The sequence below is a fragment of the Phenylobacterium sp. genome (assembly GCF_020402505.1).
In the GTDB taxonomy this organism is placed as follows: domain Bacteria; phylum Pseudomonadota; class Alphaproteobacteria; order Caulobacterales; family Caulobacteraceae; genus Phenylobacterium.
The window spans coordinates 38,676-49,628 of record NZ_JADBZL010000148.1; the positions used below are offsets into that span (position 1 = coordinate 38,676).

Sequence of the window (10,953 nt, forward strand, 5' to 3'; positions counted from 1 at the left end):
CTCAGGTCGCCATCGGCTCCAGCCAGATCTCGCGAAGCCGACCCGCCGCGGGGAGATCGACCCCAAGCCGGGCAAGGTAGGCCTCGATGGAGCCGTGTTCCGCCGTGATGGCGTCGAAGGCCGCCGCGAGATAGGCGCCGTCCACACCCAGGAAGGCGCGGACGGCTGTCTCGGAGGGCGTCCGGCCCAGGGTCTCGGCCAGGGACTGCGTCACCTGCGGCAGGCGGGCCTCGATCCGCGCCGCCCGGTTCGTGAGCTCGAAGTCCGCGGCCGCGTCGTCCGGGTGCACGCCGAGCAGGCTGTGGGTGAGGGCCGCGAGCAGGCCCGTCCGGTCCTTGCCCGCCGTGCAGTGAATCAGCACCGGGGCGCCCTCACCCAGAGCTTCGAAATAGCGGGTGAAGAGCTCGATGTGCCGCGGCTCGAAGGGCGCGCGGCGGTAGTAGTCGAGAAAGAAGGCCCGGGCGCTCTGCGCAGACAGGTCGGTCTCGCGCAGGAAGGCCACGTGCGGCGGCTCGGCCTGGTCGCCCTGGTCGCAGTCGATGACCCGGGCCCCGAAGCCCTCGGGCCGGCGGGAGGGCTGGTTGGACCGCTCCGTCGGCCGGCGCAGGTCCACCACGGCGGCGAGGCCGAGGCCGGCGATCCGGGCGAGGTCGGCATCTGTCGCCGCGCCGTGATGGGCCGAGCGCCAAAGCCGCCCGCGCCGGACCTGCAACCCCCCGGGCACGGCATAGCCGCCATAGTCGCGAAAGTTCTCGACGCCCTCCAGGGGCAGCAGGCGTTCATCCGGGGTCATGGGGTGTCTTCTCGCTCAGGTCTGTGACGGTTTCGGGACGGCCCGCCCCCATTGCGGCGAGGAAGGCCTCCACCCCCGGCGTCACCGCGTCCAGGCCCTTGTAGCGGCGGAAGTCTTCGGGCGCCGAGGTCCAGGCGCGGGCGAGGACAGCCACGGCCGCCGGGTCACCCGCCAAGGCCCTCAGGGGCGTGAGATGGATCCGGATGGTGAACAGGATCCCACCGGTCAGGGGCAGGCGGCGCAGGGTCTGGCGCTCGCAGCGGAGGTAGAGGCCAGACCCGGGCCGCCGGGGTCGCTGAGCCCGGGCCCGTCGCCGGGCCGCCGCCGCGTCAGGCGCATATAGGCCCCTCCAGGCTGTGACCGACCAGTTTCTTCGCTCCAGAATCTGGTCTTCCGGTAGGTTGTCGAAAATCCTCCGTACCCGGACCAGGAAGCGATCCGCAAAGCCGGGAACGGGTTGATGGAGGGCCTCCAAACTCCGTCCCAGGGCTTCATCGGCGGTGAAGAAGGAGCCGGAGCTCAGGCTCAGGGCCGAGACCGTCCAGTCGTCGTCCCGGCGCTCCATGAGGACCAGGTCGTCCGGAACCCTGCGGGCGGCGTCCAGCAGGGGCGGGCGGCCCGGGCGCCCCGGGCGCAGACCCAGGGCTTGACCCACCAGGCCGGCGACCTCGGCCTGGCCCGGACGGGAGCCGTCGGTCTCGCCCCAGACCTTTTCCGGGACCGAGCGGAAAAGCCGGTCCTTCCGCGCCCAAGGCCGGGCCTCCCCGCCTTCCAGCCAGTCGCCCGGGGCGATCCGGCGAAGGCCGATTCCGAATCCCGGGGCCGCGGCCCAGGGCGGATCGGACAGGCTTGGGGCGATTGTCTGCGGCATGGGGGCGCATGCTAGCACCGCGCTCCCTGTTCCCCTCAAGCCGGAAACGCCCTAGCTTCGCCGCCGCGGACAGGCGGAGGATGACACATGGGCGTGGAAGCCGTGATCTGGGACTTCGGCGGGGTTTTCACCTCCTCGCCCTTTGAGGCCTTCAACCGCTACGAGACCGAAAAGGGGCTGCCCCGGGACCTGATCCGCACCGTCAACGCCACCAACCCCGACACCAATGCCTGGGCCCTGTTCGAGCGCGCCGAAATCGACGCCGAGGGCTTCGACCGTCTGTTCCACGAGGAGAGCGCGGCCCTTGGCCATCCGGTCCCCGGCCGCGATGTTCTGCCCCTCCTTTCCGGCCAGCTACGGCCCGCCATGGTCGACGCCCTTCTGGCCTGCAAGGCGGTGTTCAAGGTGGGCTGCATCACCAACAACATGGCCACCAGCCATTCGCCGGGCTCGGAGTCCTCCATGGTGACGGCCATGGGCCGGGTCATGCCCCACTTCCACGCCATCATCGAGAGCTCCAAGGCCGGGGTTCGCAAGCCTGACCCGAGAATCTACCTCATGATGTGCGAACAGCTGAGCGTCGCGCCGTCGGCCTGCGTCTACCTCGACGACCTCGGGATCAATTGCAAGCCGGCGGCGGCCCTTGGCATGAAGGCCATCAAGGTCGTCGGCGAGGCCCAGGCGCTGACTGACCTCGCCCAGGCGACCGGCCTCACCTTCGGAGGCGCCGCATGACCCGCCCGGTCCGGATCGGGGCCATCGACGCCCTGGAGAAGCTGCCCCTCTGGAGCGACCTGCCCGGTGGCCGCGACGCCATCTCTAGGACCTTCGTCTTCCCGGACTTCAACGCCGCCTTCGCCTTCATGAGCCGGGTCGCGCTCAAGGCCGAGCGCATGGACCATCATCCGGAGTGGTCGAATGTCTGGAACCGGGTTGAGGTCACCCTGACCACCCATGACTCCGGCGGGGTCACCAGCCTGGACGTCGAGATGGCCACCTTCATGGATGCGGCGGCGTCCGGCCTTGGGGCCGGCTGATCCCGGTCAGTTGATCAGCACGTTGAGGATCACGAACCGGGCGCCGGCCTGTCCAACCGTCACATCGACCTGCTTCTGCAGGAGAGAGGAAAGGATGTCGAGGTCGGGCCGGGCGCCGGGCGCCAGGTTGGACGTGTAATAGGACAGGCGCCTGCCCAGGTCTGACCGGAGGCGCGGGAAGAGCAGCGGAATCCGGGCCCTCAGCTTGGGGTCAGGAACGTCCAGCCCGCTCTCCAGAGAGATCACTCCCCGGGTTCGGTTCGAGCGTATGATGTTGGCCGAGAAAACGGGCAGGCTGATGAACCTGGGCTGCTGTTCGCCACCCTTCGCTGGCGGCGGGGCGGCGGCCAGCGCGGGCCCGGCCAGGAGAAGAGCGGGCGGGAGAGCAAGGAAGGTGCGCCGGAGCATGCGCCGGTTGTCCCCGATTATGGTTAGCAATCTCTTTACGCTCACCCGTCCAGAGTCCGGAGCGATTCGCAGACCCGGAGAGACCGGTTGAACCGCTTTCGAACAGACTTCGGCGCACTGGACGGCAAGACCGTTCTTGTGACCGGGGGCACGGGCTCCTTTGGACGGCGATTCGTCGATACAGTCCTGTCGACCGAGCGGCCGCGCAAGCTCATCGTCTTCTCCCGGGACGAACTGAAGCAGCACGAGATGCAGGTCGATATGGCCGCGCGGTTCTCTTCTGAGCAGATGAGCCGGATGCGTTTCTTCCTGGGCGACGTCCGTGATCGTCAGCGGTTGACCCTGGCCCTGCGCGGGGTCGAGGTGGTGGTCCACGCCGCGGCCCTCAAGCAGGTGCCCGCCGCTGAGTACAACCCCTCCGAATTCATCCAGACCAATGTCCTGGGTGCGGAAAACATCGTCTGGGCCGCCCTCGCCAACCGGGTCCAGAAGGTCATCGCCCTTTCCACCGACAAGGCCTGCAACCCGGCCAATCTGTACGGCGCGACCAAGCTGGCCTCGGACAAGACCTTTGTGGCCGCCAACAACCTGTCCGGCGATATCGGCGCCCGGTTCGCCGTCGTCCGGTACGGAAACGTGGTGGGATCCCGGGGTTCGGTGGCGCCGCTCTTTCAGAAGCTGATCGCTCAGGGCGCCCGGGACCTGCCCATCACCGACCCCCGGATGACCCGCTTCTGGATCACCCTGAACCAGGGTGTAGGCTTCGTGCTTTCCTGCCTCTCTCTGATGCGGGGCGGAGAGATCTTCGTTCCCAAGATTCCTTCCATGACCATGACCGACCTGGCGGCGGCCATGGCGCCGGACCTGCCCATCCGGGTCATCGGCATCCGCCCGGGGGAGAAGCTGCACGAGATGATGATCTCGGTGGACGACGCCCGCCATGTGGTCGACCTCGGCGACCGCTACGCCATTGAGCCGGCCTTCGTGGAATTCTCCCGGGAGTCCTTCTCGAGCGCCCATCCCCTGGTGGAGGACGGCTTCTCCTACGCCAGCAACACGAATGACGAGTGGCTGTCCCATGAGGACCTCCTGGCGCTTCTGAACGACTCCTCGAGGGGACTGACGACGTCAGCGGCCGGGGCCTGAAGTGACCGGACGGCCCTTCCTTCCCTATGGTCGGCAGGACATCGACGAGACCGACATCGCCGCCGTCGCCGAGGCTCTGAGGTCGGACTTCCTCACCACCGGTCCGCGGGTCGAGGCCTTCGAGACGGAGTTCGCCGCCGCGGTCGGGGCGCCCTTCGCTGTCGCCTGCTCCAACGGCACCGCCGCCCTGCACCTGGCCATGCTCGCCCTGGATGTCGGACCCGGCGACCGGGTCGCCGTCCCTTCCGTGACCTTCCTGGCCACCGCCAATTGCGCCCGCTTCGTCGGCGCCGAGGTGATCTTCACCGACGTCGATCCCGGGACGGGTCTGATGACCCCGGATACCCTCAGGGACGCCCTCGATCAGGCGTCGCCCGGTCCGCTCAAGGCGGTCCTTCCGGTTCATCTGCGGGGCGACGCCGCAGACCTGCCCGGCCTCTCCCGGGTCGCGCGGGGAGTCGGCGCCGTGCTGGTCGAGGACGCCCCCCACGCCCTGGGCTCGGAAGTCGATTTCGGGGATGGACCCCATCGGATCGGCGACGGGCGCTGGTCGGCGGCGGCAACCTTCTCCTTCCATCCGGTCAAGACCATCGCCACGGGCGAGGGCGGCATGATCACCACTGCAGACGAGGGCCTGGCCGCCCGCATGCGCCGACTGCGCAGCCACGGCATGGAGCGTCCCATTGGGGCCGATCCCTGGCTCTACGAGATGCGGGAGCCTGGCTTCAACTACCGGCTGCCGGACATCCTCTGCGCCCTTGGCCAGTCCCAGTTGAAGCGCCTGCCCGCCTTTGCGGCTCGCCGCCGCGACCTTGCGGCCCGCTATGCCGGCGCCCTGGCGCCCCTGGCCCCGCACGTGCGGCTCGCCGCGACTCCGGACTGGAGCCGGCCGGTCCTGCACCTCCTGACCGTTCTCATCGACTTCGAGGCCCTCGGCCGGCGTCGCCGACAGGTGGTCGAGGCCCTGGCGGCGGAGGGGATCGGGTCCCAGGTCCACTACATCCCTGTCCATGCCCAACCCTACTATGTGCAGCGTTACGGTCCCCTGGACCTGCCCGGCGCTGCGGCCTGGTACCGCCGGTGCCTGAGCCTGCCCCTGTTTCCCGCCATGGCCGACTCCGACGTCGATCGGACCGTGGAGGCCCTTTCCCGAGCTCTGGGACTGGAATAGCCGCCTGCGAGGTCCAGCCCATCCAGAGGCTTCTCTCGGGGAGAACTCCCCGCTGAGCGGCCTCAGGGGCTTAGATGTTTGGTCCCGGAGTTTGCGGCCTGGGCTCAGATCCGGTCGAGCGATCGGCTCAGATCTCCAGGGCCTCCAGCCCTCCCGGGCGAGTGGGGATCCGTCCCGTCCCATGCCGGGTCACCCAGAGTGCGCCGCTTTGCGCGCCTCACAGGCCCTCGCAAAGGTGCAACCCGTGAGCCCTGGATGTCGATCGAACCTAATATTCCGTCGCCTCTTCCCCCAGGTCGTCTACCAGGGCGGGTTCGGGCGGGGGCAGGTGGCGGATGTGGACGACCTCGGACCCGGGGAAGGCCTCGAGGAGGGACAGGACGAAGGGGTCCTGGGCGATCTCCGCCCGGGTTTCGCGCGTCTCTCGGGTCTGGCGCTCCCAGAGGCTCTCGGCCCCGCCGCCGCCCTGTGCGGCCACCAGCCAGGGCTGACCGGTCCAGGCCTTGAGGCGGCTCACCAGACGCTGGGCCAGGTTGGCGGGCGCGCCGGGCGCCGGTTCGAACTCCAGAACCCCGGGCCGGAAGCTGATCGGCCGGACGAAGCGCTCGACGTCCAGTTTCAGGGCGATGTCGCGCTCTGCCTCGATAAGGGCGACCAGGTGCTCGAAGGTCTGAAGGACCGGACCCTGGCGGGCCTCCGCCTGTGGCGTCGAATGCAGTGAGGCCTGGGGCGACAGGGCGCGCGCCGCGCCGCCTGAAGCCGCGCTCGCGCCGCCGCCGCCTGTAACTCCGCCGCCGCCGGGGCTCTCTCCGTTCCTCAGGAGCTTCAGCGCCTCCTCCGGACCGGGCAGATCGGCCGCGTGGGACAGGCGGATGAGGGCCATGTCGGTCGCCGCGGCGGGATCCGGCGCCCGCCCGACCTCGTCATGCGCCCTCAGGAGCATCTGCCAGAGGCGGGCCAGGATGGGGGCGGAGACCGCTGCGCCGGCGGCGGCCAGCCGGGCGGTCTGATCCTTCGGCAGGATCAGGGCCTGGGGCCCCACCGCCCTGGCGACGGAGGCGCCATGGACATGCTCCATCAGGTCCAGGACCACCTGCGCCGGATCGGCGCCGAGGGCGTAGAGGTGGCGAAAGGCGCCGACCGCCCCGCCGGGATCGCCCTTGAGCACAAGCTCGAAGAGGTCGAGGGTCCCGGCCCTGTCGGCGAGGCCCAGCATCTCGCGGATCAGGGCGGCGGGGACCGTCTGCCCCGGATCGGCCTGGACGATGGCCTGGTCAAGCAGGGACTGGGCGTCGCGCACCGAACCCTCGGCGGCCCGGGCGATCAGGGTCAGGCCCTCGGCCTCCACCCGCACGCCCTCGGCCTCCAGGATCATCTGCAGGTTGCGGATGATGTCCTCGGGCTCCACCCGGCGCAGGTCGAACCTCTGGCAGCGCGAGAGAATGGTGACGGGAACCTTGCGGATCTCGGTGGTGGCGAAGATGAACTTCGCGTGCGGCGGCGGCTCCTCGAGGGTCTTCAGGAGGGCGTTGAAGGCCCCTGTCGAGAGCATGTGCACTTCATCGATGATGTAGACCTTGTAGCGGGCCTCCACCGGGGCGTAGCGGACGCCGTCCAGAAGGTCGCGCATGTCGCCCACGCCGGTCCGGCTGGCGGCGTCCAGCTCCAGCACGTCCATGTGCCGGCCCTCGATGATGGCGCGGCAGTGCCGGCCCTCGACAGACAGGTCGAGGCTGGGGGCGTCGATGGCGTCGGTCTGAAAGTTCAGAGCCCGGGCCAGGAGCCGTGCGGTTGTCGTCTTCCCCACCCCCCTCACGCCGGTGAGCATGAAGGCGTGGGCGATGCGTCCCGCCGCGAAGGCGTTGCGCAGGGTCCGGACCATGGCCTCCTGGCCATAGAGGTCCTCGAAGGTCCGCGGGCGGTACTTGCGGGCGATGACGGTGTAGGCGGCGCCGGTCTGGACCGGGGCCGGCGCGCGGGTCTGCGAAGGCGCCGGATCGCCGAACATGTCCGCGGTATCGGGATCACGCTCCGGCGCTTCGGGTTCGGGCGTGAGTTCTTCTTCGGCCATGGTCGCCATGCGGGCTGGGTGGAGACCGGACAACGACCCGGAACGGGACTCGTTACGGCTGCTTCCTTCCGGACCTGACCGGGTTGGCGAGGCGTCCGCCCATCGCCGATCTCCACCCCCTATATCGCGGTCCCTCGCTCCGCATGCAAGCGTGTGCAGATCGCCGCCTGTGGGATAAAAGACGAGTCATGCCCCTGACCGCCTTCCAGAACACCTTCGCCGGCAATCCCCTGGACCGCGCCAGCGAGCGCCGGAAGGACTCCGCCTGGCTTGCCGAGCGCCTGTCCTCCGACCAGTCTTTGGGCCTCGTTCTCTGGAACGGCAAGGCCCTCGTAGAGCGTTCCAGCTCCGGCGGGACCCAGATCGCCTACCTGCCTTCGCGGCTTATCGAGGACCTCGCTGGCGGCCCCGAGCGCCTGCTGTTCATGGGCCTTTGGCAGGACACGGCGGTCTTCGCCGTCGACCTGGAAGGCCCGGCGGATCCCACGGACGGCCCGCTCCAGGGCATGGGGCGATTCGAGGACGCCCGGGCCCTCGCGTCCAGCCTGCCCGGGGGCGAGATCGCCATCGTCGGCACCGCCAAGGGGGTCTTCGAGTGGCGGCGCAAGCACAGGGCCTGCTCGGTCTGTGGCGAGCCCACACGCTCCTCCGAGGGCGGCTGGAAGCGGGAGTGCCCGGCCTGCGGCGCCGAACACTTCCCCCGGACGGACCCGGTGGTGATCATGCTGGCGGTCCATGGCGACCGCTGCATGCTCGGACGCCAGGAGATCTGGCCACCGGGCATGTTCTCGGCCCTGGCCGGTTTCCTTGAGCCCGGCGAAAGCATCGAGGAGGCCTGCGCCCGAGAGCTTTTCGAGGAGGCGGGACTGAGGACGACCTCGGTGACCTACCACTCCACCCAGCCCTGGCCCTTCCCGAACTCCCTCATGATCGGCCTGATCGCAGAGGTCGACAGCGACGACGCCCGTCCTGACCAGACGGAGCTGTCGGAGGTGCGCTGGTACACTCGAGAAGAGGCCCGGGCCCTGCTGGCCGGAGAGATCAGGGGCAGTTTCGCCCCTGGCGGCATGGCCATCGCCCACCAGCTGATCAAGACCTGGGCGGAAGGTGGCTGAGCCGTCTCAGATGTGATCCCGATAAGGGTCAGCAGGATAGACGCCGAGGATCTCGAACCGCTCCGAGAAGAACTGCAGTTCCTCGAACGCCCGGGCGACGGGAGCATCCTCCGGTCGACCGTCGATCTCGGAATAGAAGAAGGTCGCCGTGAAGGCGGCGTTCTCCATGTAGCTCTCGAGCTTGGTCATGTTGACGCCGTTGGTCGCGAAGCCGCCCAGGGCCTTGTAGAGGGCCGCCGGCAGGTTGCGGACCCGGAAGACGAAGCTGGTGACGCACTTCACGCCGGCCGCAGGCGCAGGAGCGTTAGCGTCGGCGGTCATTACCAGGAAACGGGTGGTGTTGTTATGGGTGTCCTCGATATCCCTCTCCAGGATCTCGAGGCCATAGAGCCGCGCCGCCAGGGCCGGGGCGATCGCCGCCTGGGTCCGGTCCGGCCGCTCGGAGAGCCGGCGGGCCGCCAGGGCGGTGTCGCTGACCGACTCGCGCACAAGGCCCAGGCGCGTGATGACGCCTCGGCACTGGGCGAGGGCGATCGGCATCGAGGCGACGGACTTCAGGTCTTCTATCCGCACCCCTGGATTGGCCATCAGCTGGAAGTGAATGGGTTTGAAGTGCTCGCCGATGATCCGCAAGCCGGAAGATGGCAGGAGGTGGTGGACGTCCGCCACCCGCCCGGCGATGGAGTTCTCCACCGGGATCATGCCCAGGTGACAGTCCCCCGATCGGACCGCCTCGAAGGCGTCCTCGAAGGTGGCGCAGGGCACGGGGTCCATATCCGGGAAGGCGGCCTGGCAGGCCTCATGGCTGTTGGCCCCCAGCTCACCCTGAAAGGCGATCCGGTTTCTGTTCATGCCGGACCTCCGATTCGGCGGGCGTGGGCGCGGGCGCGCTCCAGGTCCGCAGGGTTGTCCACCGAGATCGGCACCTCGTCCAGTACGGCCGACCAGATCGTCATGCCCAGCTCCAGCGCCCGAAGTTGCTCCAGCCGCTCGCGGCGCTCCAGGGGCGAGGGTGGGGCGGCGGTGAATCGCTCCAGCGCGCGGCGCCGGTAGCCGTAGATCCCGTGGTGGATCCAGACCGGACCCTCGCCAAAGAGGACGGAGCGGGTGAAGTAGAGGGCCCGGCCAGAGCGCCCGTCCGGCGCCATGGCGGCCACCACCTTTGGCATGTCGGGGTTGGACCGGTCCGCCGGACCCGCCTCGGCCACCATCACCGTCGAGATGTCTGCCTCAGGTTGATCTGCCAGCAGCCCCGCGCAGGCGCGGATCGCCTCCGGGGCGATGAAGGGGATGTCGCCCTGGAGGTTGATCACCACGTCGTGGCGGCCTTCCGGGTCTAGGGTGAGCAGGGCGGCGACAATCCGGTCCGAGCCGGAAGGCAGGTCCGGATCCGTCAGAACGGCCCGCCCGCCCGCCGCCTCGACGGCCTCCACGATCTCCGCATCCCCGGCCGCCACTGCAACAGGCCCGACGCCCGCGGCCTCCGCCTGGCGCAGGACCCGCACGATCATGGGAAGCCCGCCGATCTCCGCCAGAGGCTTTCCGGGGAGTCGCGTTGCAGCCATTCGGGCGGGGATGAGGAGGATCGGAGTCATGAACCTGGGCCGCGGGGCCATCTGCCCGGTTGCGCGAGCGCCGGTAGCGTGTAAGAGACGCCAACGCAATAAGGGGCGGAGAATCTCCCGTCCCTAGGGCCCCTCATTCGGCCCTGCAGGTTTTGGGTGACGGGGCTGCGGTCCCGGGAAAAATCGGTTTCGGGACGATGAGCAATCTGACCTTCAACAAGATCGCAGGCGCCGGCTTGGCGACGGCACTGGCCATCGTCGGGCTTCGGGAAATCACGACGGGGCTCTTCAACGTCGAGGCGCCGGAAAAGCCCGGCTATCTCATCGAGGCGACCGTTGAGGGCGGCGGCGATGCGCCCGTCGCCGAGGTGATTCCTGATTTCGGGACCGTTCTTCCTGTCGCCGACGTGAAGGCCGGTGAGGCTGTCTTCGCCAAGTGCCAAGCCTGCCACAATATCGCCAACGGCGGCGCAAATGGCACAGGTCCCAACCTTTGGGGTGTTGTCGGCATGAAGCCGGGAGTGCACGCGGGTTTCGCCTATTCGACGGCCATGATCGAGTTCGGGGCCAAGCAGCCTGTCTGGGATGACCTACACCTCTACGAATACCTGAGGGCCCCCCAGAAGTATATTCCGGGCACCAAGATGTCCTTTGTCGGCCTCAAGAAGTCCGAAGATCGGGTCAACATTATCGCCTATCTGCGCGCCCAGGGCGGGACCCTGCCCCTCCCGGCGCCGAACCCCGCCGCCGCGGCTGCTCCAGCGGCTCCGGTCGAA

At 68.9% G+C, this 10,953-nt stretch carries 12 protein-coding genes and 1 other RNA gene; 6 read left to right on the top strand and 7 right to left on the bottom strand.

Going from position 1 to position 10,953, the window contains the following annotated elements:
• Nucleotide 1: 1 nt before the first annotated feature.
• Both IM632_RS10890 and IM632_RS10895 read right to left on the bottom strand, forming a co-directional pair.
• Nucleotides 2-793 carry a tyrosine-protein phosphatase gene (locus IM632_RS10890; RefSeq protein ID WP_296480665.1) on the bottom strand — a complete coding sequence of 264 codons (792 nt, stop codon included), beginning with the start codon at nt 791-793 and terminating at the stop codon, nt 2-4.
• Nucleotides 780-1,664, bottom strand: coding sequence for a heme-dependent oxidative N-demethylase subunit alpha family protein (locus IM632_RS10895; protein ID WP_296480662.1), 885 nt, complete (start codon nt 1,662-1,664; stop codon nt 780-782). Before IM632_RS10895 ends, IM632_RS10890 begins: the two co-directional genes overlap by 14 nt.
• A gap of 87 nt (nt 1,665-1,751) precedes the next feature.
• Between IM632_RS10895 and IM632_RS10900 the strand changes: the two genes are divergently transcribed.
• Entirely contained in the window at nt 1,752-2,399 is a 648-nt protein-coding gene (locus IM632_RS10900) for an HAD-IA family hydrolase (protein WP_296480660.1), read from the top strand.
• Complete coding sequence (locus IM632_RS10905) at nt 2,396-2,701, top strand: 4a-hydroxytetrahydrobiopterin dehydratase (protein ID WP_296480657.1); 306 nt, start codon at nt 2,396-2,398, stop codon at nt 2,699-2,701. Before IM632_RS10900 ends, IM632_RS10905 begins: the two co-directional genes overlap by 4 nt.
• A 6-nt stretch (nt 2,702-2,707) precedes the next feature.
• On the opposite strand, the gene IM632_RS10910 is transcribed toward IM632_RS10905, so the two are convergent.
• On the bottom strand, nt 2,708-3,109 hold the full coding sequence (locus tag IM632_RS10910; RefSeq protein WP_296480654.1) for a hypothetical protein: 402 nt from the start codon (nt 3,107-3,109) through the stop codon (nt 2,708-2,710).
• Nucleotides 3,110-3,196: 87 nt separating this feature from the next.
• On the opposite strand from IM632_RS10910, the gene pseB reads away from it, so the two are divergent.
• Nucleotides 3,197-4,255: a UDP-N-acetylglucosamine 4,6-dehydratase (inverting) gene (gene pseB / locus IM632_RS10915; protein WP_296480652.1), complete on the top strand. Its 1,059-nt coding sequence runs from the start codon at nt 3,197-3,199 to the stop codon at nt 4,253-4,255.
• Nucleotide 4,256: 1 nt separating this feature from the next.
• On the top strand, nt 4,257-5,426 hold the full coding sequence (pseC, locus tag IM632_RS10920; RefSeq protein WP_296480649.1) for a UDP-4-amino-4,6-dideoxy-N-acetyl-beta-L-altrosamine transaminase: 1,170 nt from the start codon (nt 4,257-4,259) through the stop codon (nt 5,424-5,426).
• Between the two features lie 268 nt (nt 5,427-5,694).
• Here the strand turns inward: pseC and IM632_RS10925 are convergent, their stop codons facing one another.
• Both IM632_RS10925 and ffs read right to left on the bottom strand, forming a co-directional pair.
• Complete coding sequence (locus IM632_RS10925; RefSeq protein ID WP_296480647.1) at nt 5,695-7,497, bottom strand: DNA polymerase III subunit gamma/tau; 1,803 nt, start codon at nt 7,495-7,497, stop codon at nt 5,695-5,697.
• Nucleotides 7,498-7,513: 16 nt separating this feature from the next.
• Nucleotides 7,514-7,612: signal recognition particle sRNA small type (ffs, locus tag IM632_RS10930), an RNA gene on the bottom strand.
• Nucleotides 7,613-7,685: 73 nt separating this feature from the next.
• Here ffs and nudC point away from each other — a divergent pair.
• Complete coding sequence (gene nudC, locus IM632_RS10935) at nt 7,686-8,612, top strand: NAD(+) diphosphatase (RefSeq protein WP_296480644.1); 927 nt, start codon at nt 7,686-7,688, stop codon at nt 8,610-8,612.
• A 6-nt stretch (nt 8,613-8,618) separates the two neighbouring features.
• On the opposite strand, the gene IM632_RS10940 is transcribed toward nudC, so the two are convergent.
• Nucleotides 8,619-9,464 carry a prephenate dehydratase gene (locus IM632_RS10940; RefSeq protein WP_296480642.1) on the bottom strand — a complete coding sequence of 282 codons (846 nt, stop codon included), beginning with the start codon at nt 9,462-9,464 and terminating at the stop codon, nt 8,619-8,621.
• Nucleotides 9,461-10,207, bottom strand: a complete 747-nt coding sequence (locus tag IM632_RS10945) for a 3-deoxy-manno-octulosonate cytidylyltransferase (protein WP_296552319.1) — start codon at nt 10,205-10,207, stop codon at nt 9,461-9,463. The genes IM632_RS10940 and IM632_RS10945 overlap by 4 nt, the downstream gene beginning before the upstream one ends.
• A gap of 167 nt (nt 10,208-10,374) precedes the next feature.
• Here IM632_RS10945 and IM632_RS10950 point away from each other — a divergent pair.
• Nucleotides 10,375-10,953 (top strand): cytochrome c family protein (locus tag IM632_RS10950; RefSeq protein WP_296552320.1); only part of this gene is annotated, 579 nt, incomplete at its 3' end.